Below are 20,958 nucleotides of genomic sequence, written 5' to 3'. Positions count from 1 at the left end.
TACGCCCGGTGCACGTGTGAACCATCGGCACGCAGCTCTGCGGGAGGCCGCGAGATCTCCGAAGTGCAGCGTCCGGCCGGGGCGGAACTGGTAGAACCGTGGCGAGGAGGTGGGGTCGTCATGGAAGCGGCGCGGATCGCCAACGCGGTGCTGTTCGGCGTCCTCGGTGCCGCCTCGCTCGTGCTGTGGTCGCGCCGGCGCGATGCCGCGACGGCCTGGCTCGCCGCCTCGCTGAGCTGTCTCGGCCTGGGCACCCTGGTGGGGCTGGCGCTGCCGCAGACCTCGCCCGAGCGCCTGGTGGGGTGGCGGCTCTGGCTGGGCAAGGTCGGCGTGCTGCTGCCGCTCGTCCTGTACCCGTACTGCCTCCTGCGGTTCGCCGCCTCCTTCGACCGCCACCGGGCGCTCTCCCGGGTCGCGGCGGCGGTCACGGCCCTGGTCGCCGGCGCCATGCTGGCGTTCCCCTACCTGCCCGCCGCCGGTGAGCAGCCGTGGTGGGTGTCGTGGTGGCTCGGCCTGTTCCTCGTCCAGTTCGTCGGGCTGTCGACCGTCGCCGCTCTGCGGCTGCTCCGGGGCGGCCGGCGGGAACCGGCGGTCACCAAGCGCCGGATGCAGCTGCTGAGCTTCTCGGCCACCGCGCTGTCGGCGGCCATCCTGCTGTCCCTCCTCACCCAGACCGCCGTGTCCGAGCTCGTCCGCACGGCCAGCACCGTGCTGGTCCTGGGCGCCGGGGGCGCCGGGCTGCTGGGCCTGGTCCCTCCGGCGTGGCTGCGGCTGCTGTGGCGGCGGCACGAGCACCGCAGGATCTACGACCTGCAGCTGGCCCTGATCAGTGCCGGCAGCCGGGAGGCGGTGGCTCAGGCCGTGCTCCCGGTGCTCTCCACCCTCCTCGGCGGCGGCGCGGCCGCGATGCTCGACGCGCGAGGACAGGTCCTCGCGAGCCGGGGGTCGGAGGCGGACGTCGCCGACCTGGTGCGGTCGGTCACCGGCGGTGACCAGAAAGATCACGACCGGGCGGGCGTGGCCCACTCCACGCTGCACTCGGGCTCACTCGTGGCCGGCTCCGGTCGCTACGCGCCCTCGCTCGGCTCCGACGAGCGCCAGCTGTTCGACAGCATGTCGCTGATGGTCGAGACCGCGCTGAGCCGCATCCGCGGCCGCGAGGAGCTGGCGCGCGCGCACGCCGGTGCGCTCGAGGCGTCCCGGTTGAAGTCGGAGTTCGTGGCCAACATGAGCCACGAGATCCGGACCCCGATCAACGGGGTGATCGGCATGACCGAGCTGTTGTCCCACACCGCCCTGGACGCCGAGCAGCGCGAGTACGTCACCACCATCCAGACCTCGGCCGACGCCCTGCTCGACGTCATCAACGACATCCTGGACTTCTCCAAGATCGAGGCCGGCAAGCTCGAGCTGCACGCGGAGGACTTCGACCTGCGGAGCACGGTCGAAGAGGTCGCCTCGCTGCTGGCCGGCGCCCCGCACAGCGACCGCATCGAGCTGGCCCTCCAGCTCGACACCCAGATCCCCGCCGTCGTCCGGGGCGACCCGGGCCGCATCCGCCAGGTCCTGCTCAACCTCGCGGGCAACGCGGTGAAGTTCACCGAGCAGGGCGAGGTCGTGATCCAGGTCGCGGTGGTGGCCCCGTCCGCGACCGCCGGAACGCTCCGCGTGCGGTTCGAGGTGGCGGACACCGGCCCCGGCCTCGACCCCGCCACGCTGCCGCACCTCTTCGACAGCTTCGCCCAGGCCGACTCCAGCTCCACCCGACGGCACGGCGGGACGGGCCTGGGCCTGGCGATCTCCAAGCGACTGGTGGAGCTGATGGGCGGCACCATCGGCGCCGTCACCGAGGTCGGCGAGGGGAGCACCTTCTGGTTCGAGGTCGACCTGGTGGCCCCGGCGACCGCGGCGCCGGTCCAGGAGCAGGGGGGTGACCTGCTCAGCGGCCGGAGCGTGCTGGTCGTCGACGACAACGCGACCAACCGCACCATCCTCGCCAGCACCCTGCGGGAGTGGCAGATGGAGCCGGTCGCGGTGATCAGCGCAGCCCAGGCCCTCGCCGAGCTGCGCCGGCGGCACGACGCCGGCGGCCGCTTCGACCTGGCGCTGATCGACTACCAGATGCCGGGGATGGACGGCACCGGGCTGGTCCGGGCGATGGCGGCCGACGCACGCTTCTCGGCGACGCCGCGCGTCCTGCTCACCTCGACCGGGGACCGCGCGAAGCTCGGGGACGCCGAGGTCGACGGGGTGCTGACCAAGCCGGTCCGGCCGTCGATCCTGTGGAACCGCCTGACCCGGATCCTGAGCAGTGCCGACTCCTCGTCGGCCCCCGGCCCGGCGGCCCCGCGACCTGGTGGGCGGGACCCAGACCGGCCCCGGCCGGCCACGCGGGTCCTCGTGGCGGAGGACGACCCCGTCAGCCAGGCCGTGGCGCGGAAGATGCTGGAGGCTCTCGGCTGCACCGTCGACGTCGCCGGGACCGGCACCGAGGTGCTGGCCGCGGTCGGGCAGCACCACTACGCCCTCGTCTTCATGGACTGCCAGATGCCCGAGATGGACGGCTACGAGGCGACCCGGGCCCTCCGGGCCCAGGAGGACGGCCGTCACACCCCCGTCGTCGCCCTCACCGCAGGGGCGATGGAGGGCGACGCCCAGCGTTGTCTTGACGCGGGCATGGACGCCCACCTGACCAAGCCGGTGCGCCTCGACGACTTCGTCGGCGTGCTCGACCGCTGGGTCCCCCGACCCGCCCCGCCCGCAGCGGCTGACGTGGACGAGGCCCGCCACGTCGACCCGACCAGGCCGCTGGTCGACCTGGACGCGATGGCTGCGCTCCACGGCGACGGCACCCGGGGGCTCGTCGAGCTGTTCCTCGTCTCCACGACCCGACAGCTCGGGGAGATGCGCGCGGCGGTGGCGACCGGCGACACGACCACGCTGCGGCGGCTGGCGCACAGCCTGCGCGGGAGCGCGCTCTACCTCGGCGCCCAGCAGCTGGCCGAGCGGTGCGAGGACCTCGAACGATGCCTCGACCAGGCACAGCCGGACCCGCGCGGGCCGGTCGAGGCCGTCGCCGGAGCGTTCCGCGACGTCGAGGAGCACCTGGACCGCCAGTTCGTCGGCTGAGGCCGCGGACCCGGACCGGTCCGGCAGGGCGCGGTCAGCGGCCCGGCTCGGCCTCGTTCGTCGGCGGCGTGAACGTGGGCGGCCAGGCCGTTCCGCCGGCGGCGACCGCGCGCACCGCCTCGAGGAGGTGCGCCGGCTGACCCTTCAGGATGTAGCCGACGGCTCCGGCCCGGGCGGCCATCGCCGGACCCCCGCCCGTGACGACCGAGACGCTCAGGATGATCACCCGCAGGTCCGGGTGTCTCGACATGAGCTGACGCGTGGCCTCGAACCCGGACTGGACGGGCGTGTCGACGTCCATCACGATGACGTCGGGTTCCAGGGCGTCGGCCACCTGCACCACCTCGGCGCCGTCCGCGCACTGACCGACCAGCTCGACCCCCTCGGCCGACTTCAGCAGCTCCGCCACCCCGGCCCGGACGAAGGGGTGGTCGTCGGCGACGAGCACGCGAATCATCGGGAAGCTCCCCCGTTCCTCTCCAGTCGCCGCACAGCCGTCCGCCACGAGCGCTCCAGCCACCCACCGACGTCGGGGGACGCCGACCCGAGCGTGCGCCCACCCAGGTGGGGACACGCATTCAACCACGCGACCCACCCGCCTGTTCGACGGTTGGCGGCCCGATCCCGGGGGGCGCCGCTGGCGTCGTGAACCCACCACCGGCACGGCCCCCGACGACCCGGGCGGCGGCCGCCAACCCCTCAGTCCCCACCGGGCAGCACCCCGTCGACGATCACGGTCGCTCCGGCCCGGCGGGCCTCGTCCTCGTCCAGCAGGTCGTGCAGCCGGGCCACCATCGCCCCGTCGCCGGCCGGCACTGCGACGCTGACCGGCGTCCCCGGGCTGGCGTCGCAGTCCAGCAGAGCCTCCTCGACCAGCGCGGCGCTGCGGCTGGCGGGCTGCGGTCCGGCGTCGGCGTGCACGGAGACGCGCAGGACGGCCTCCGGCTGCCGGTCGTCCGGGGTCTCGGGGTGCTCTGAGCTGGGCATGCGGTCCTCCACGGGTGCTCGGCGCTGACGGGCGCCCGTCACCACGGTCGGCGACGAGCGGACTCCCGGACCGGGGCCGGGGGGGCCGACCGGGCCGGGAGCCTGGAGCGAGCAGGGCTCGCGCCACGAGCGGCCGGAGGGGATGGAACTCGGCCGCTCACCGAGCGAAGACGCCTCGGCCACCCGTCGAGAACGCGGGCCGCGCTGTGACGGCCGTCACGCTGCCGGTCCGCCCGGACCGCCCACGCGGCGCGACGGCCCGTCCCCTAGCGTCAGCGTCGGAGGCCTCGCCGACGACGGTGGGGCGGAGCAGGAGGTGCGCGGTGACGTCCAGCAGCAACCGGTCCCTGGCGCGGTTGCGCGCGGTCCAGACCCGCTCGATCAGCCCCGAGAACCCCGACGGTCGTCCGGGCGGCGGCGCCCGGGCGACCGAGGGCACCGGGGCTGCCGCGGCGCGGGACCTGGGGCCGGGGTGGAAGATCTCGCCGAGCGTCGTCGTCGAGCCGGGTCAGACCTTCATCCTGGCCGACGTCGACGGGGCGGGCGTCATCACGCACCTCTGGGCGACGACGCACACCGACCACTGGCGCACCCTCGTGCTGCGCGCCCACTGGGACGGCGACACCGAGCCGGCGGTCGAGGTGCCCTACGGCGACTTCTTCGCGCAGGGGTGGGGCCGGTTCGCCCAGGTCAGCTCACAGGTGGTCGCGGTCAACCCCAACGGCGGCTGCAACGCCTACTGGCCGATGCCCTTCCGCGCGGGTGCGCGGCTCACCCTGGAGAACACCGGGCCGACCAGCGCCGTCGTCTACTACCAGCTCACCTACGAGACCGGGGGCGACCACGGCGACGACGGGTACCTGCACGCCCAGTGGCGGCGCAGCAACCCGCTGGCCGACCGCACCCCGCACGTCCTGCTCGAGGGCGTCGAGGGAGCCGGCCACCACGTCGGCACCTACCTGGCCTGGGGCGTGCACAGCAGCGGCTGGTGGGGTGAGGGCGAGCTCAAGCACTACATCGACGACGACACCACGCACCCGACCATCTGCGGCACCGGCACCGAGGACTACTTCGGCGGCGCCTGGAACTTCGACGTCCCCGGCCAGGGCTACACCCCCTACTCCACCCCCTACCTCGGCCTGCCGCAGGTGATCCGTCCCGACGGGCTCTACGCCAGCCAGCAGCGGTTCGGCCTGTACCGCTGGCACCTGCCGGACCCGGTCCACTTCGCGACGCGACTGCGGGTCGACCTCCAGGCCCTCGGCTGGCGCGACGGCGGCCGCTACCTGCCGCTGCGGGACGACATCGCCTCCACCGCGTTCTTCTACCTCGACCGCACCTCCACCCGGCGGCCGGTCGCCCCGACCTTCGACACCATGGAGATCCGCTGACGGTCCCCGCCCCGCTCCTGAGAGCGGTCCGCCGCTCCGGGCGCGTTCGGCGCGTCGCGGCCCGCCGACTGCCAGGATGGCGGGCGTGGCCACCACGCTGAGCAGACGGCTGCGCGTCGGCTACGCCAGCGGCGGTGTGGCCACCGGCTCCTTCGGCACCGTGCCCGGTCTGCTGCTGCTCCCGTACCTGACCGACGCCCTCGGCGTCGGGGCGCTGCTGGCCGGGGCCGTCGTGTTCCTGCCGAAGGCCCTGGACGTGCTGCTGAACCCGGTCACCGGCCGGCTGAGCGACCGGCTGGCCGGCCGGCACGGACGGCGGCCGTTCCTGCTGGTCGGTGGGCTCGGCCTGGCCGTCGGCTTCGTGCTGTTGTTCTCCGGTCCGCCGGCGCCCGAGGCGGTCGCCGTCGCCTGGGTCGTGGTGGCCTTCGCCCTCTGCGCCGTCGCCTACTCGGCCTTCCAGGTGCCCTTCGTCGCCCTGCCGGCCGAGCTGACCGACGACCCGCACGAGCGGACGGTGCTGCTCACCTGGCGGGTGGCCGTGCTGGCCGTGGCCATCCTGGTCAGCGGGGCGTCGGCGCCGGCGATCCGCGACGCCGTCGGCGGGACCGCGGGCTACCGCGCGATGGCGGTGGCGGTCGGCCTGCTGATCGCGCTGGGCGCGCTGGGCGCCTGGGCCGGCACCCGAAGCGCCGCCGGGAGCGTCGTCCCCGCACCGCCCGGTGGCCTCGGCCGGCACCTGCGGCTGGCGCTCGGCGTGCACGACTTCCGGGTGCTGCTCGCCACCTTCGTCCTGCAGGCCCTGGCCATCGGCTGCATGCTGGCAGCCGTCGACTACCTGGCCCGCGAGGTGCTGGCCCGTCCCGGCGCCTCGGCGGTGCTGTTCGCCTGCTTCGTCGGTCCCGCGCTGCTGGTCACGCCGCTGTGGGGCCGGCTCGCCGACCGGGCGGGCAAGAAGCGGGGCTACCAGCTGGCCAGCGCGCTGCTGGGGCTGGCGGCCGCCGGCGCGGTGCTGGCCGGCCGGGTGCCCGTCGGCGTGGTGTTCGCTCTGGCGGCGGTGGCGGGCGTGGGCTACGCCGGCTGCCAGCTGTTCCCGATGGCCATGCTGCCCGACACCGCCGCGGACGACGCCCGCCGGACCGGGGAGAACCGCGTCGGCGTGCTCACCGGGGTCTGGACGGCCGGGGAGACGCTGGGCCTCGCCCTCGGCCCCGCGGTGCTGGCCCTGCTGCTCGCCGTCGGCGGCTACGTCTCCACCCGCGGCGACGACGTCGGGCAGCCGCCCGGCGCGCTGACCGCGATCACCCTCGGGTTCTCCCTCGTCCCCGCCGTGCTGGTCGCGGTCAGCCTGCTCACGCTGCGCGGCCACGGCCGCGACGCGGTCCCCTCCCCCGCCCCGACCCCGTCCCTCGAGGAGCCCCGGTGAACCCCGACGAGGTGCGTCGTCAGCTCGACGCCGTGCGCGCCGACGACCTGCCCACCCACGGCGGCCGCACGCTGGCCTACGTCTACGACTCCGGGCTGGCCGAGGCCGACGCCCTCGGCCGGGAGGCCCTCGCGGCCTTCGGCGGCACCAACGGGCTGGACCCGACGGCGTTCCCGTCCCTGCTGCGGATGGAGCAGGACCTCGTCGGGATGGCGGCTGACCTGCTGGACGGCCCGCCGGGCACGGTCGGCTCAGTGACCTCCGGGGGGACGGAGTCCCTGCTGCTGGCCGTGCAGACCGCCCGCGACGCCCGTCCGGACGTGAGCCGACCGACCCTGGTGATGCCGAGCTCGGCGCACGCGTCGTTCCACAAGGCGGCCCACTACTTCGGCGTCCGACCGGTGCTGGTCGACGTCGACCCGCAGACGGGCCGCGCGGTCGCCTCCGCGATGGCGGACGCGATCGACGCCGACACCGTGCTGGTCGTGGCCTCGGCGCCCTCCTACCCCCACGGCGTCGTCGACCCCGTCACCGAGATCGCCACCCATGCCCAGGCGGCGGGCGTCCGCTGCCACGTCGACGCGTGCATCGGCGGGTGGCTGCTGCCGTTCCTCCGCCGCGACGACCCGGAGCTGCCGGCGTTCTCGTTCCTGGTGCCCGGGGTCACCAGCATCTCGGTGGACCTGCACAAGTACGGCTACACGCCCAAGGGGGTGTCGCTGCTGCTGCACCGCAGCGCCCAGCTCCGCCGGCCCCAGCTGTTCGCCAGCGCCGCGTGGCCCGGCTACACGATGCTCAACACGACGACGCAGTCGACGCGCTCCGGAGGACCGATCGCGGCCGCGTGGGCGATCACCCGGCTGATCGGCGACGACGGCTACCTGGCCCTGGCCCGCCAGGTCCGCGACGGGCTCACGAGCCTGGTGGACGCGGTGCAGGCCCGCCCGCACCTGCGGGTCGTCGGGCGACCGTCCTCCAGCCTGGTGGCCCTGGCGTCGGACGACGCCTTCGACATCTTCACCGTCGCCGACGAGCTGCTCGCCCGCGGCTGGTACGTCCAGCCCCAGCTGAGCTTCGGTCCCTTCCCGCCCACCCTGCACCTGTCGGTCAGCGCCGCGACGGTGCCCCGGCTGCCGGAGTTCCTCGACGCCCTCGACGCGGCGGTGGCCGCGGCGGTGGCCGCGGGCCCGACGACGGCGGACCCGGGCCTCGCCGGGGTGCTGGCCGAGCTGGACCCCACCACCCTGGACGACGCCGGTTTCGACCAGCTGCTGGCGATGGCGGGGCTGGTCGACGGCTCCGGCACCCCGACCCTGCCCACCCGGATGGCACCGGTGAACGCGACCCTGGACGTCGCCCCGCCGTCGCTCCGGGAGGCCCTCCTGCTCGGCTACCTGGACCGGATCAGCCGACCGGTCCGGGCGGCCGACCGGGGATGACCTCGGGGTCCTCGACGGCCCCGAGGCCACCGCGACGCGCTACTGCTCGTCGTCGGTCAGGTCGACCGGCTGCTCCTGGTCGAGGAGGTCGGCCTCGTCCACCTCGAGGCTCCCGGTCGACCGCCCGGTGACCGGGTCGCCCGGGCTCTCGGCCGGCGGACCGGCCTCGGTCGCCTGCTCGGCCCAGTCCTCCGGGGGCACCTCGTCACCGGGTGCGCCTGCGGGCACGGCCATCTCGCCACCTCCTCAGATCTTGATCAGAACCAGTCCCACCCTGCCAGACAAATGCGTTGCGCCCCTCGGCGGGCTTCCCTAACGTCTCCCCTGCGGCCACACCGGCCGCCACGATCATCCGACCGGGAGGAGGTGTCCGAACTTTGCTGATCATCACTGCGCCGAAGCCGATCCACGGCGGCCCCCTGGCCCCGTGCGACCTGCTCGCCCGCGACCTGGACGCCGCTCACCGGCACGCTGCCTGAGCGCGCCTCTCCCGGGACCAGGTCCCGCCGAGCTCCATGATCACGTCCGCCCTCCGGGCCCGACGTCGATCCCGCTCCGCCTGCCCGTCCACGCCGACGGGTCCTCGTCATGATCATGAAGGAACCACCATGTCGTACGCGCACGTCCACCTCCACGACCCCACGGGGCAGCCGCTGGTCGGCCCCTCCTCGCTGGTCACCAGCCAGGCCGCCGCGCGGACCTACGCGCTGCAGCAGGCCGTCGCCGAGCTCCGGAACCGGCCCCGCACCCCGCGCCCGGCGCGGGTCCCGCTCTGGGGACGCGTCCGCCGCATCGCCAGCCGGCCCGCACCGCGGTTGACCGCCCGACCATGATCATCCGGCTCGCCGGATGACCCCGCCCGACCCTGACGTCCCCGCCACCCTGGGTGGCGGGGACGTCGTCGTCGGAGGTCCTCAGCGCCGGCGCGCGGTGCCGAAGAGGCTGCGGACGATCTCCCGACCGGCGGTCCGGGCGAACTGCTTGAACACCGAGGACTCCACGACCTTCTCGACCACGGACCGCTCGGCCCGCGGAGCCGGCCGCCGAGGTGCGCCCGACCGGGTCCTCGAGGTGTCGCGCGTCTGCGGCCGGTCCGCGCGGTCCTCCCGAGCGGACCGCTCCTCCTGGGCGCGCTGCGCCGCCGCGGCCTCCGCCGCGCGGCGCTCGTCGGCGGCCGCCGCCGCACCGGCCTCCAGCCTGCGCGCGAGCATCTCGCGGGCGGAGTCCCGGTCCACGGCGGCGCCGTAGCGCCCCATCAGCGACGACGCGGCGATGCCGGGGGCCAGCACGTCGGCGGGTGTCGGCGCCATCAGCGACTGCGGCGCCAGCATCCGCGTCCAGGCGACCGGGGTCGGGGTGCCGTCGGGGTCCATCACGGTGACGACGGCCTCGCCGATCCCCAGCTCCTGCAGCGTCTCGGCCAGGTCGTAGCCCGAGCGGGGGAAGGTGGCCACCGTCTGCTTCAGTGCCTTGGCGTCGTTCGGCGTGTGCGCGCGGAGCTGGTGCTGGACCCGGGAGCCCAGCTGCGCCAGCACGTCGTCGGGGACGTCCTCGGGCGTCTGCGTGACGAAGAAGATGCCGACACCCTTGCTGCGGACCAGCCGGACCGTCTGGGCGATCGCGTCGAGGAAGGCCTTGGACGCGCCGTCGAACAGCAGGTGGGCCTCGTCGAAGAAGAAGACGAGCTTGGGCTTGTCGACGTCCCCCACCTCGGGCAGGTCGTGGAAGAGGTCGGCCAGCAGCCACATCAGGAAGGTCGAGAACAGGGCCGGCCGGTCCTGCAGGTTGGGCAGCTCGAGCAGCGAGACGACGCCCTGGCCGTCACCGGTCACCCGCAGCAGGTCGGCGGTGTCGAACTCCGGCTCGCCGAAGAACGCGTCGGCACCCTGCGCGGCGAAGGTGACGAGCGAGCGCAGGATCACCCCGACGGTGGCCGCGCTGAGCCCGCCGACGCCCTTGAGCTCGGCCTTGCCCTCGTCGCTGGTCAGGTGGGTCAGCACGGCCCGGAGGTCGGCGAGGTCCAGCAGCGGCAGCCCGGCGGCGTCGGCGTGGTGGAAGACCAGGCCGAGCGAGGACTCCTGCACGGCGTTGAGCCCCAGCACCTTGGCCAGCAGCACCGGGCCGAACGACGTCATCGTGGCCCGCAGCGGGACGCCCAGCCCCTGCCCGCCGAGGGCGAAGAACTCCGTCGGGCAGCCGCGCGGCCGCCAGTCCTGGCCGAGCGCGCGGGTCCGGGCCGTCAGCTTGTCGCTCGGCCGGCCCGGCGAGGCGATCCCGGACAGGTCGCCCTTGATGTCGGCGGCGAAGACGGGGACGCCCGCCGCCGAGAGCTGCTCGGCCATCAGCTGCAGCGTCTTGGTCTTGCCCGTGCCGGTGGCCCCGGCCACCAGCCCGTGCCGGTTGAGCATGGACAGCGGGATCCGCACGCCGGCCGTCGGCACGGGCTCGCCGTCGTGCACCACGACGCCCAGCTCGAGGGCGGGTTCGTCGAAGGTGTAGCCGGCGGCGATCGTCGCGACCGGCTCCGGGAGCGGCGGGGCCGGCTCCGTCGGCGTGGCGGCGGCCGGCTCCGGGACAGGGGCGGCAGCGGTCGCGGCAGGGTCCGTCATGACCGAATCGTAACGACGCCCGTCTGCGGCCCCCGGCTTTCCTGACTACAGTGGCCAGGTGATTTTCAAGCGCGTGGGTGACGTCCGCCCGTACCCCGACCACGGGTACGTGCAGAAGCAGTGGGCGGCCATCGCCCCTCACCAGGTGCGCTTGGACCAGCTGGTGACCACCAAGCGGACGCTCGACCTGGAAGCGCTGCTGGAGGAGGACTCGACGTTCTACGGCGACCTCTTCGCCCACGTCGTCGCCTGGCGCGGTGACCTGTACCTGGAGGACGGGCTGCACCGGGCGCTCCGGGCCGCCCTGCAGCAGCGGCAGACCATGCACGCCCGCGTGCTCGACCTGAAGTAGCCGCGACCCCGTCCGGGTGGGCGCGCCCGACCGGGCGCCGTCCGCCCGGCGGGTAGGGTTCCAGCACCGGAGGTGGGCGGCTGACCGCTCGTCCCGCCGCCCAGACGAGGAGGAGCGTTGCTCGGTCGCATCTTCCGCGCGGTGCGCACCCCGTTCACGCTGCTCGTCCTGCTCGGCGTCCTCTGCTACGGCGCGTGGTGGGGGTGGAGCAACGTCATCCGCGAGGTGCCGCCGGCCCCGCCGGCCCCCTGCGTGCAGCAGAAGCTGCCGAAGAACCAGCTGAAGTCGAGCCAGGTGACCGTCAGCGTCTTCAACGGCGGCGACAAGCGCGGCCTGGCCGGCGACGTCGGCCGCTCCCTGCGGGAGCGCGGTTTCAAGGTGCAGACCACCACCAACACGCTGCAGAAGGTGCAGAAGACGGTGATCGTGGGGGCTGGCACCAAGAACCCCGAGGTGCTGCTGGTCAAGGCGTTCTTCAAGGACGCCGACGTCAAGGCCGACAAGCGGGTCGACGGCTCCGTCGACGTGCTGGTCGGCAACCGCTACGGCGGTTTCAACAAGAAGGCCAAGACCACCTACACGGTGAAGAGCTCGAAGGCCTGCCTGCCGGCGCAGCCCTCCCCCACCCCGACGCTCGGCAGCTGAGCCGGCCTCAGGGCGCCCGGCCGCCGTCGCGCCAGCGGGCCAGCCGGCCGCCGCGGCCGATCGCCCGCAACCGGTCCTCGGTGACCTCCCGCTGAGCGGTCGGGGTGACCACCAGGAGCTCGTCCCCCACCCGGATCCGCTCGCGCGGGGCCGGGTTGAACGGCTGGCTCCCCCGGATGATCAGGGTGACCACCGTGTGCTGGGGCAGCCGCAGCTCGCCGATCTCCACCCCGGCCAGCCGGGAGCCCTCGGGGATCCGCACCTGCATCAGGTCGGCCGAGATGCGGTCCAGCGGCGCGACCTCGACCTCGACGTCGCTGGCCGCCCGGTCGTCGAGCAGCCCCAGCCGGCGCCCGACGAAGGGCAGCGTCGGGGCCTGCAGGCAGGTGAACACGATGACGAAGACGAGCACCACGTCGAAGAGGAAGACCGCACCGGGCACGTCCTCCGACAGCGGGATGGTGGCGAGCACGATCGGCACCGCGCCGCGCAGGCCGGCCCAGGACAGGAACAGCTGGTGCCGGACCGGCACCCGGAAGCCGACGGCGGACACCCAGACCGACAGCGGCCGGGCGACGAAGGTCAAGAACACGCCGGCCAGCACGGCCACCACGACCGCGTACAGGGTCACGCGACCCGGCGAGGCGAGCAGTCCGAGCATGACGAACAACCCGATCTGGGCGATCCAGCCGATCCCCTCGACGAAGGACCGGGTGGCCGTCCGGTGCGGCAGCTGGGCGTTGCCCAGCATCAGCGCGCACGCGTAGACGGCGGCGAACCCGCTGGCGTGCACCAGCGCTCCCATCCCGTAGGCGAAGACCGCCCAGACCAGGGCCGCGAGCGGGTACAGGCCTGACGACGGCAGCGCGACCCGGCGCAGGATCTGCACCCCGAGCCAGCCCAGGCCGACCCCGACCGCCAGCCCCGCGGCCAGCTCGAGCAGGATCAGGCCGACGAGGCCGGCCACACCGCCGTGGGTCGGCTGGCCGATCGCGACGGCGCTGGCCAGCGAGACCAGCAGCACGGTGGGGGCGTCGTTGAGCCCCGACTCCGCCTCGAGGGCACCGCGCAGGGCGTGCGGGATGGGGACGTGCCGCAGCACGGAGAAGACGGCGGCGGCGTCGGTGGGCGAGGTGACCGCCCCCAGCAGCACCGCGATCCACAGGTCGAGCCCCAGCACGTAGTAGCCGAACGCGGTCATGAGCCCGACGCTGATCCCGATGCCGACGGTGGCCAGCACCAGCGCGAGCAGGGTCGAGCTGCGGATGTCGGCCCAGCGGGTGGTCAGGCCGCCCTCGGCCAGGATGATCACCAGAGCACCGAAGCCCAGGGCCCGCGCGAGGTCGGCGTCGTCGAAGCGGACGCCGAACCCCGACTCGCCGAGCACCATGCCCAGGCCGAGGAACAGCAGCAGCGACGGCAGGCCCGCCCGGGCGCCGATCCGGGCGGCGACGATGGCCACGATGACGACGACAGCCCCCACGAGCAGGAGGCGGTCGAGGTCGATCACACCGCCCATCCTCCCCGACCTGTGTGACCGTCAGGCAACGCGCGGTCGGCCTGGACGGCGGCGGTCAGGTGAGCGGCGCGCTCAGCAGGGCGAGGTAGGCGCCCAGCAGCAGGGCGGGGCCGAGGGCGATCGCACCGCGCCGGTCCACCCGGCGGGCCACCAGCAGCACCAGGGCGCCGAGCCCCCCGAGCACGAACCCGCCGAGCAGCCCGAGGAGGGCGTCGGACCAGCCCCACCAGCCCAGCAGCCCCCCGAGCACCCCGGCCAGCTTCACGTCCCCCAGGCCGAGGCCCTGACCTCCCGGGCTCAGCAGCGCGACCAGCAGGAAGCCGAGGACTCCCGCCCCGGCGCAGGTGAGGGCCCGCAGCAGCGCGAGCGGCTCGCCGGTGACGACGCTGCAGGCGGTCAGCAGCAGGGCGGCGACGGGGTACGCGGGCAGCACCAGCCGGTCGGGCAGCCGCCGCACCTCGAGGTCGACGACGGCCAGCACGACGGCCCAGACCAGCGCCAGCACGAGCGTGCCCAGCACGACCGCCGGCTGGTCGGCGAGGAACGGCCCGGCCGCGACGGCGCCGAGGACCGCCAGCACCGGGACGCTCCAGGGGCGCACCACCAGGTGCTGCTCGTCGTCGGGACGTCGGTAGCCGCGGCCCCGCAACCACAGACCGGCCAGGGCGCCCAGCAGCCCGGCCAGGGCCGGCCAGACCCAGGGCACTAGGCCGACTCGCGTCGGATGACGGCGTGGATGTCGGAGCCCGGGCGTCGGCTCACCGGCCGCCCGTCGAGCTTGCGCCGGATCGACTCGGCGATGTGCCCGGCCAGGGCCGCCGTGTCGGCTCGGACCGTGGTCAGGGTCGGCAGGGAGACCGCGCTCGCCGGGATGTCGTCGACACCGACCACGGCGAGGTCGCCCGGGACGTCCACACCCACCCGGCGGGCACCGGCCAGCAGCGCGAGCGCGACCTCGTCGTTGTAGGCGCAGATCCCGGTGACGGCCGGCTCCCCGGCCCGCCACGCCCGCACGGCGCCGGTGACGCCCTCGGGGGTCAGCGGCACCGTGACGACCTCCGGCTCGGGCAGCCCGAAATCGGCGCAGGCGTGCCGGACCCCCTCGAGCCGCGGCTGGGCGAACGTCAGGACCCGCGGGTCGTCCGGCCAGGCGTAGCCCAGCCGCCGGTGGCCGGCGGCCGCGAGGTGCTCGGCCTGCAGGCGGCCCGTCCGCTGCTCGGGGATGTCCAGGGCCCGCCCCCCGCGGCGGCCCCCGAACAGGGCGACGGCCAGCTCCACCCCGGCCGCCTCCAGCTTCGTGGTCTCCGCGTCGTCGAGCTGCTCGAAGGTGATGACGGCGGCCGGCGTGATCGCCTTCCACACGTCGGACACCGGACGTCCGGTCGAGCGCGGGTGGGCGACGAAGGTGAGGCCCAGCTCGGCCAGGGCCGACGAGAGGCTCTCGAGCAGCTCACCCACGCTGGGTCCGATGGGCCAGTCCGGCAGCAGCAGCAGGACCACCTCGGAGTGGCCGTTGCGCAGCGCGCGACCAGCCGCCGACGGCGTGTAGCCGAGCTCCGCCGCCGCGGCGAGCACGCGCTGGCGGGTGGGCTCGGGGATGGCCTGGTGCGGGGTGTCGTTCAGCACGTAGCTGACGGTGGCCCGGGACAGCCCGGCCCGGCGGGCGACGTCCGCCCCCGTCGGGCGGCGCGGTCGCCCGCCCCCGTCCCCGTTCGAAACCGTTGCCATGCTCGCCACGATGCCCTACGGTACTGACACGCGCAACTGGCGCGTGTCACTGACGCGTGTAACTGCAGGAATACGCTCGTCAGCAACTCAGCAACCCAGGAGCGAAGGAGCACCTGCCATGAGCACGCACGACGACCCCTACGGGGGCACACCACCCAGCGACGGATCACCGGGCGCCGTGGACCTGGCGAACCCGCACGAGCACCACTGGTTCAAGGAGCCCACGAAGGAGGTCGGGCCGAAGTTCGTCGGCGGCCTGGTCTTCGCGCAGCTGATCTTCTTCATCGCCCTGCTGGGGCCGGCGATCATCGGCATCGGCCTCAAGGTGCAGTCGGTCGTCCCGCTCGCGGAGCAGACGACGGCCGTGGGGATCATCGCCGGGTTCGGCGCGCTGTTCGCCGTGATCGGCAACGTGCTGTTCGGCCGGCTCTCCGACCGGACCACCTCCCGCTTCGGCCGGCGACGCCCCTGGCTCGTGGCGGGCACGGTCGTCATGACCATCGCCTTCGTCGTGATGGCCCTCGGTCAGAGCGTCCCGGTGATCACGGCCGGCTGGTGCCTGGCGCAGCTGGGCGCGAACGCCACCCTGGCGCCGTTCATCGCCACCATCTCCGACCAGGTGCCCAAGTTCCAGCGCGGCAGCGTGTCCGCCCTGCTGGGCATCGCGCAGAACGTCGGCATCCTGGGCGGCACCTACCTCGCCCAGCTGTTCCAGGACCACCTGGTGATCCTGTTCGTGGTGCCCTCGCTGTTCGCGATCGGCGCCATGCTGCTGTTCGCGGTCATCCTGCCCGACCAGCGCCTCACCGTGCACCCGCCCAAGATGACGGCCGGGGAGTGGGTCACCACCTTCTGGCTGAACCCGCGGAAGCACCCGGACTTCGCCCTCGCCTGGTGGTCGCGGTTCCTGATCACGCTGGCCACCTTCATGTTCACCACCTTCCGGCTGTTCTACCTGCGCGACGAGCTGGGCCTGGCGGAGAGCGACGCGCCCGCGGCGGTGACCGTCGGCGTGCTGATCTACACGATCGCGCTGGTGGCCTCCGGGTGGATCGCCGGCAAGATCTCCGACCGGACGGGCCGGCGGAAGTTCCTGGTGGCCGGCTCGACCCTGCTGTTCGCGGTGGGGATCGTCATGCTGGCCCACGTCGACTCGGTGACCGGCTTCTACGTGGTCGAGGCGGTGCTCGGCGTCGCCTACGGCATCTACGTCGGCGTCGACCTCGCGCTGGTGGTCGACGTGCTGCCCAACCCGGACGACGCGGGCAAGGACCTCGGCGTGTTCAACATGGCGAACGCCCTGCCCCAGACCGTCGCCCCGGTGATCGGCGCGGCGCTGCTGGCGGTCGGCGTCAGCGGGGTCGACAAGAACTACGAGCTGCTCCTCTACACAGCCGGCGTCGCCGGGCTGATCGGCGCCGTGGTCGTGCTGTTCATCAAGAAGGTGAAGTGACCCGATGACCCTCGACATCGACCACTTGCTGACCGAGCTCACGCTCGAGGAGAAGGCGTCCCTGACCAGCGGCTCCGGCTTCTGGTACACCGCACCGGTGGAGCGGCTGGGCATCCCCCGGATCATGGTCTCCGACGGCCCGCACGGCCTGCGGGCCCAGCCGGGCGAGGGCGACCACGTGGGGCTGGGCGGGTCGCTGCCCGCGACCTGCTTCCCGACCGCATCGGCCATCGCCTCGGCCTGGAACCCGGAGCTGCTGCACCGGGTGGGGCGGGCGCTGGCCCAGGAGGCCCGGGCCTGCAACCTGTCCGTGATCCTCGGCCCCGGCGTGAACATGAAGCGGTCACCGCTCTGCGGCCGCAACTTCGAGTACTTCTCCGAGGACCCGTTCCTGGCCGGCGAGCTGGCCGTCGGCATCGTCGACGGCATCCAGTCGCGCGGCGTCGGCACCTCGGTGAAGCACTACGCCGCCAACAACCAGGAGACCGACCGGCTCCGCGTCGACGCCCAGATCGACGAGCGCACCCTGCGCGAGATCTACCTGCCCGCCTTCGAGCGCGTCGTCACGGCCAGCCAGCCGTGGACGATCATGTGCTCCTACAACAAGGTCAACGGCCGCTCGGCGTCGGAGAACCCCTGGCTGCTGCAGACCGTGCTGCGGGACGAGTTCGGCTTCGAGGGCCTCGTCGTCTCCGACTGGGGCGCGGTCTACCACCGGGTGCCCGCGCTGCTGGCCGGGCTGGACCTGGAGATGCCGCCGGCCCTGGGCCGCAGCCCCGAGGAGGTCGTCGCCGCGGTCCAGGCCGGGGAGGTGCCGACCGAGGTCCTCGACGCCCGGGTCCGGACGGTGCTCGAGCTCGTCGCCAAGGGCATGCCCGTGCTCGACGTCGACGAGTCGTTCGACGCCGACGCCCACCACGCCCTGGCCCGGGAGGCGGCCGCCGAGTCGATCGTGCTGCTCAAGAACGACGGGCTCCTCCCGCTGGCCGCGGGGACCTCGGTCGCCGTGGTGGGCGAGTTCGCCCGCACCCCGCGGTACCAGGGGGCCGGGTCCTCGCAGGTGAACCCCACCCGCGTGGACACCCTCCTCGACGAGCTGCGGGCCGGCCACGGCGACGTCACGTTCGCTGCCGGCTACGGCATCGGGGAGACCGCCGACGACGACGCCCTGCGGGCCGAGGCCGAGCAGGTGGCCGCGGCGGCCGACACCGTCGTCATGGTCATCGGACTGCCCGGCGCCGACGAGTCCGAGGGCTTCGACCGCACGCACCTGGACCTGCCGGCCAACCAGCGGGCGGCTCTCGCGGCGGTGGCGGCGGTGAACCCCGACGTCGTGGTCGTGCTGGTCAACGGCTCGACGGTCGTCCTCGGCGACGTGGTCCCGCACGCGCGGGCGCTCGTCGAGGCCTGGCTGGGCGGGCAGGCGGCCGCCGGCGGGATCGCCGACGTGCTCACCGGCGCCGTCAACCCCTCCGGCCGGCTCGCGGAGACCATCCCGCACCGGCTCGAGGACAACTCGTCCTACCTGAATTTCCCGGGCGACTCCCAGGTGGTCCGGTACGGCGAGGGCCTGTTCATCGGCTACCGGGGCTACGACAAGACCCGGACCGACGTCGCCTTCCCGTTCGGGTTCGGGCTCTCCTACACCAGCTTCGCCCTGTCCGACCTCACGGTCGCCACGGCGGGCTCGGTCGAGGCGGGCGACCTGAGCGCGACCGTCACCGTCACCGTCACCAACACCGGTGACCGGGACGGCGCCGAGGTGGTGCAGGTCTACGTCCAGGACGAGGAGTCGACGGTCAGCCGCCCGCTCCGCGAGCTCAAGGGCTTCACCAAGGTCGTCCTCGCGGCCGGGGCCTCGGAGACGGTGTCGGTCGCGCTGGACCAGCGGAGCTTCTCCTTCTGGTCCAGCCGGCTCGGCCGCTGGGCGGTCGAGGCGGGCACCTTCGTCATCGGCGTCGGGCCGAGCTCCCGCGACCTCCCGCTGAGCGAGACCGTCACGATCGACGCGCCGAGGCTCGCCAGCCCGCTCACCCGGGACTCGACGCTGGAGGAGTGGATGGGCGACCCCGTCGGTCGCAGGCTGGTCGAGGGCGAGATCGCCGGCGGCCAGGCGGCCGTGGTCCTGGACGAGGAGCTGCTCACGGTGATCGGCAACATGCCGATGAGCACGCTGGCCAGCTTCGGCGGCATGAGCCTCGACCACGACGCGCTCGACCGCATCACCGAGCAGTGGCAGCAGGAAGTCCCCACCACCTCCCACCAGATCAGGAGCACCAAGGCATGAGCGTCTGCGTCGCCGTCACCGACAGCAAGGAGGGCCTCGCCGCCCTCGAGGCCGCCGGCCAGGAGGCCGTCCAGCTGGACGTCCCCCTGGTGGCCATCAACCTCACCGGCTCCGACCTCGACACCACGGTCCTCGCCGCGGGGCTGGCGGTCGAGGTCGTCGTCCCCTCCAGCCCCTCCGCCCTCGACGAGATCGAGCAGGTGCTGCAGGTGCTGGAGGACCGGCCCGACATCACCCGGCTCGTCGTCGGCGTGCGCAAGCGCACGCCCGTCGGCAAGGCGGTGCTCGGCAGCATCCCCCAGCGCCTCATCCTCGAGGCGCCGGTGCCCGTGCTGTCGGTGAAGGCCAGCCAGCCCTAGCCGGGAGGGTCCGCGGGTGGAGGAGGGCCGGCGACGGCCCTCCTCCCCCGTTCACCGCTCGGCCCGGCCGGCGACCTCCCGGCCCGGGCGAGGAGCCCGGTCGCCTCGGGCCCTGGCCTGCTGCGCGCTGTACCGGCGGTCGGCGGCATCGATGCTCGCGCGGCTCGACAGGCGCACCCCGGCCCGCGCCGCGGCCCTCCTGATCGCGGGGCTGCCGAGGTCGGGCACCGCGAACCGCTGCGGGGTGATCGTGCGGTCCTGCGCGGCGTACCGGCGCTGCCGCGCCGCCAGCGGTGCAGCCGAGGCCTCCGCCGCCCGGACGGTCGCCGGGCTGACCGCGACCCACGACCCGGTGAGGGCGGAGCCGACGAGCGGCGCCTGTCCCGAGGCGTGGCCGGCCCGGTTCGGGTGGAACGACTCCGCGACGGGGCGGGACAGCCCGTTGAGCCAGGCGGGGCGGTCGCAGACCGCGTGCCCGTCGAACGCGGGGACGGGACTGCGGAACAGCAGGCCGGCCTCAGCGGCGGCGGCCGCGAGCCGGGCGTCGAGCAGGTCGGCCAGGGCGTTCAACCGCGCCTGCTCCGCCGGGGAGAACCAGGTGAAGGCGTTGCAGTCCTCGCCGTTGAAGATCCGCGGGTAGCCCAGCACCACGACCTCGGCGCGGGGCGCGCGCCCCCGGAGGGCGGAGAACAGCGCCGCGAGCCGCCCCGGGAGCCGACCGTTGACGACGTCCCGGGCGCGGTCGACCGCGGCGTTGCAGTGGCTGGCCCAGGCGGGTTTCGCGCACTCCGTCAGCACCGCGGCGAAGCCGGCGTCGTTGCCGCCGACCGAGATGGAGGCGTGCGTCGTCGCGCCGCTGAGGGCGCCGAGCTGGAGGGCCGCCACGTCGGCGGTCGTGGCGCCCGAGCAGGCCCGGAAGTTGAGGGCGAGCCCCCGGCTGGCGGCGACCAGCGCCGGGTAGGCGTACACCGAGCGCTGGCAGGAGGTGCCGTCGCCCAGGTAGCGACCCGTCCCGGTGCCCGAGGCGTAGGAGTCGCCGAGGGCGACGTAGCTGCCCGAGGCGGCCTGCGCGGGCGGGCTCACCAGCGCGAGGAGCACCGCCGCGGCGGCGAGGACGGCTGACCTGCGGGTGGTGGGGCGCATCACGAGATCCCTCACTGCTGTGCTGATGGCCCGAGACGACGGGCCGCGAGGCCCGCGCCCATCCAACAGGACGGCCTCGACCCCGTCCAGGGCGGCGCCCGCCGAGCGCCGGATGCTCGGGGTGCAGGACCCCGGACCCCGGACGCGGCGGCGTGGAGGGCCAGGACGCCAGAGGCCGGCGCCGCCCCTCGGGCAGCGCCGGCCACTGGTCGGTCAGCCTGGCGGTGGCGGAGAGAGTTGAACTCTCGGAGGTTTCACCCTCACGCGCTTTCGAGATCTGCCGCCCGCTCTCGGGTCGGGTACAGCGAAGTTCGATCAGGCGGGCAGCGAACCCTGCGGACGGACGATGAACGCGGTTGAACGTCGCCGGACGAGACCAGACATGAGACTGGCCGAGTTGAGGTCGCTCGAAGGCCCGCCTGGAGGTCGACACCACCCCGTCTGCTGCCACGTTCTGCAGCCTGTCAGGCGTGGTCTGCCTCCCTCTCAGACCA

General features: G+C 74.0%; 18 protein-coding genes. 10 read left to right on the top strand and 8 right to left on the bottom strand.

Features of this window, described 5'->3' with window-relative positions; all coding sequences use genetic code 11:
- The first annotated feature begins 120 nt into the window (after nucleotides 1–120).
- Nucleotides 121–3,129 carry a hybrid sensor histidine kinase/response regulator gene (locus BLT72_RS01015; RefSeq protein WP_091408901.1) on the top strand — a complete coding sequence of 1,003 codons (3,009 nt, stop codon included), beginning with the start codon at nucleotides 121–123 and terminating at the stop codon, nucleotides 3,127–3,129.
- Nucleotides 3,130–3,163: 34 nt separating this feature from the next.
- Here BLT72_RS01015 and BLT72_RS01010 read toward each other — a convergent pair whose 3' ends face one another.
- Nucleotides 3,164–3,586, bottom strand: coding sequence for a response regulator (locus tag BLT72_RS01010; RefSeq protein ID WP_091408897.1), 423 nt, complete (start codon nucleotides 3,584–3,586; stop codon nucleotides 3,164–3,166).
- Between the two features lie 242 nt (nucleotides 3,587–3,828).
- Nucleotides 3,829–4,116: a hypothetical protein gene (locus BLT72_RS01005; RefSeq protein WP_091408894.1), complete on the bottom strand. Its 288-nt coding sequence runs from the start codon at nucleotides 4,114–4,116 to the stop codon at nucleotides 3,829–3,831.
- Between the two features lie 323 nt (nucleotides 4,117–4,439).
- Between BLT72_RS01005 and BLT72_RS01000 the strand changes: the two genes are divergently transcribed.
- From BLT72_RS01000 to BLT72_RS00990, 3 genes are all read left to right on the top strand, one after another.
- Entirely contained in the window at nucleotides 4,440–5,507 is a 1,068-nt protein-coding gene (locus BLT72_RS01000; protein WP_197677150.1) for a glycoside hydrolase family 172 protein, read from the top strand.
- Between the two features lie 76 nt (nucleotides 5,508–5,583).
- On the top strand, nucleotides 5,584–6,930 hold the full coding sequence (locus BLT72_RS00995) for an MFS transporter (RefSeq protein WP_091408892.1): 1,347 nt from the start codon (nucleotides 5,584–5,586) through the stop codon (nucleotides 6,928–6,930).
- Complete coding sequence (locus tag BLT72_RS00990; protein WP_091408889.1) at nucleotides 6,927–8,369, top strand: pyridoxal phosphate-dependent decarboxylase family protein; 1,443 nt, start codon at nucleotides 6,927–6,929, stop codon at nucleotides 8,367–8,369. Before BLT72_RS00995 ends, BLT72_RS00990 begins: the two co-directional genes overlap by 4 nt.
- A gap of 39 nt (nucleotides 8,370–8,408) precedes the next feature.
- Here the strand turns inward: BLT72_RS00990 and BLT72_RS00985 are convergent, their stop codons facing one another.
- On the bottom strand, nucleotides 8,409–8,603 hold the full coding sequence (locus BLT72_RS00985) for a hypothetical protein (protein WP_091408885.1): 195 nt from the start codon (nucleotides 8,601–8,603) through the stop codon (nucleotides 8,409–8,411).
- A gap of 374 nt (nucleotides 8,604–8,977) precedes the next feature.
- Between BLT72_RS00985 and BLT72_RS00980 the strand changes: the two genes are divergently transcribed.
- Entirely contained in the window at nucleotides 8,978–9,202 is a 225-nt protein-coding gene (locus tag BLT72_RS00980) for a hypothetical protein (protein WP_091408881.1), read from the top strand.
- 81 nt (nucleotides 9,203–9,283) lie between these two features.
- Here BLT72_RS00980 and BLT72_RS00975 read toward each other — a convergent pair whose 3' ends face one another.
- Complete coding sequence (locus tag BLT72_RS00975) at nucleotides 9,284–10,978, bottom strand: helicase HerA-like domain-containing protein (RefSeq protein ID WP_091408879.1); 1,695 nt, start codon at nucleotides 10,976–10,978, stop codon at nucleotides 9,284–9,286.
- Nucleotides 10,979–11,036: 58 nt separating this feature from the next.
- Between BLT72_RS00975 and BLT72_RS00970 the strand changes: the two genes are divergently transcribed.
- The gene (locus BLT72_RS00970) at nucleotides 11,037–11,330 is read left to right on the top strand and encodes a type II toxin-antitoxin system VapB family antitoxin (RefSeq protein WP_091408876.1); all 294 of its coding nucleotides are present in this window, start codon (nucleotides 11,037–11,039) and stop codon (nucleotides 11,328–11,330) included.
- 117 nt (nucleotides 11,331–11,447) lie between these two features.
- Entirely contained in the window at nucleotides 11,448–11,975 is a 528-nt protein-coding gene (locus tag BLT72_RS00965) for a LytR C-terminal domain-containing protein (protein WP_091408873.1), read from the top strand.
- Nucleotides 11,976–11,982: 7 nt separating this feature from the next.
- On the opposite strand, the gene BLT72_RS00960 is transcribed toward BLT72_RS00965, so the two are convergent.
- The 3 genes from BLT72_RS00960 to BLT72_RS00950 form a co-directional block, all read right to left on the bottom strand.
- A complete protein-coding gene (locus tag BLT72_RS00960; protein WP_231930258.1) occupies nucleotides 11,983–13,485 on the bottom strand; it encodes a potassium/proton antiporter in 1,503 nt (500 codons plus the stop codon).
- A 64-nt stretch (nucleotides 13,486–13,549) separates the two neighbouring features.
- Nucleotides 13,550–14,200 carry a prepilin peptidase gene (locus BLT72_RS00955; RefSeq protein WP_091408865.1) on the bottom strand — a complete coding sequence of 217 codons (651 nt, stop codon included), beginning with the start codon at nucleotides 14,198–14,200 and terminating at the stop codon, nucleotides 13,550–13,552.
- On the bottom strand, nucleotides 14,200–15,222 hold the full coding sequence (locus BLT72_RS00950; RefSeq protein ID WP_091408860.1) for a LacI family DNA-binding transcriptional regulator: 1,023 nt from the start codon (nucleotides 15,220–15,222) through the stop codon (nucleotides 14,200–14,202). Before BLT72_RS00950 ends, BLT72_RS00955 begins: the two co-directional genes overlap by 1 nt.
- 118 nt (nucleotides 15,223–15,340) lie before the next feature.
- Between BLT72_RS00950 and BLT72_RS00945 the strand changes: the two genes are divergently transcribed.
- From BLT72_RS00945 to BLT72_RS00935, 3 genes are read left to right on the top strand one after another with little or no spacing between them, the layout of a single operon-like run.
- Nucleotides 15,341–16,675 (top strand): MFS transporter, encoded by a 1,335-nt coding sequence (locus tag BLT72_RS00945; RefSeq protein WP_091408857.1) that lies wholly within the window; start codon nucleotides 15,341–15,343, stop codon nucleotides 16,673–16,675.
- A gap of 4 nt (nucleotides 16,676–16,679) precedes the next feature.
- Nucleotides 16,680–18,962, top strand: coding sequence for a glycoside hydrolase family 3 C-terminal domain-containing protein (locus BLT72_RS00940; RefSeq protein WP_091408853.1), 2,283 nt, complete (start codon nucleotides 16,680–16,682; stop codon nucleotides 18,960–18,962).
- Nucleotides 18,959–19,321 carry a universal stress protein gene (locus BLT72_RS00935; RefSeq protein WP_091408849.1) on the top strand — a complete coding sequence of 121 codons (363 nt, stop codon included), beginning with the start codon at nucleotides 18,959–18,961 and terminating at the stop codon, nucleotides 19,319–19,321. The genes BLT72_RS00940 and BLT72_RS00935 overlap by 4 nt, the downstream gene beginning before the upstream one ends.
- Before the next feature lie 51 nt (nucleotides 19,322–19,372).
- On the opposite strand, the gene BLT72_RS00930 is transcribed toward BLT72_RS00935, so the two are convergent.
- On the bottom strand, nucleotides 19,373–20,464 hold the full coding sequence (locus BLT72_RS00930) for an SGNH/GDSL hydrolase family protein (protein ID WP_091408847.1): 1,092 nt from the start codon (nucleotides 20,462–20,464) through the stop codon (nucleotides 19,373–19,375).
- Between the last annotated feature and the right edge of the window lie 494 nt (nucleotides 20,465–20,958).

The organism is Friedmanniella luteola (assembly GCF_900105065.1).
Taxonomy (GTDB): domain Bacteria; phylum Actinomycetota; class Actinomycetes; order Propionibacteriales; family Propionibacteriaceae; genus Microlunatus; species Microlunatus luteolus.
Note: the sequence above shows the minus strand (reverse complement) of the source record. Positions and strands in the feature narration are given on the sequence as shown.

Coding starts and splice junctions, on each gene's coding strand:
- BLT72_RS00940 (WP_091408853.1), top strand. CDS start 16,680: ATGACCCTCGACATCGACCACTTGCTGACCGAGCTCACGCTCGAGGAG.
- BLT72_RS00975 (WP_091408879.1), bottom strand. CDS start 10,978: ATGACGGACCCTGCCGCGACCGCTGCCGCCCCTGTCCCGGAGCCGGCC.
- BLT72_RS00950 (WP_091408860.1), bottom strand. CDS start 15,222: ATGGCAACGGTTTCGAACGGGGACGGGGGCGGGCGACCGCGCCGCCCG.
- BLT72_RS00930 (WP_091408847.1), bottom strand. CDS start 20,464: ATGCGCCCCACCACCCGCAGGTCAGCCGTCCTCGCCGCCGCGGCGGTG.
- BLT72_RS00945 (WP_091408857.1), top strand. CDS start 15,341: ATGAGCACGCACGACGACCCCTACGGGGGCACACCACCCAGCGACGGA.
- BLT72_RS01010 (WP_091408897.1), bottom strand. CDS start 3,586: ATGATTCGCGTGCTCGTCGCCGACGACCACCCCTTCGTCCGGGCCGGG.
- BLT72_RS00985 (WP_091408885.1), bottom strand. CDS start 8,603: ATGGCCGTGCCCGCAGGCGCACCCGGTGACGAGGTGCCCCCGGAGGAC.
- BLT72_RS00935 (WP_091408849.1), top strand. CDS start 18,959: ATGAGCGTCTGCGTCGCCGTCACCGACAGCAAGGAGGGCCTCGCCGCC.
- BLT72_RS01015 (WP_091408901.1), top strand. CDS start 121: ATGGAAGCGGCGCGGATCGCCAACGCGGTGCTGTTCGGCGTCCTCGGT.
- BLT72_RS00995 (WP_091408892.1), top strand. CDS start 5,584: ATGGCGGGCGTGGCCACCACGCTGAGCAGACGGCTGCGCGTCGGCTAC.
- BLT72_RS01005 (WP_091408894.1), bottom strand. CDS start 4,116: ATGCCCAGCTCAGAGCACCCCGAGACCCCGGACGACCGGCAGCCGGAG.
- BLT72_RS00980 (WP_091408881.1), top strand. CDS start 8,978: ATGTCGTACGCGCACGTCCACCTCCACGACCCCACGGGGCAGCCGCTG.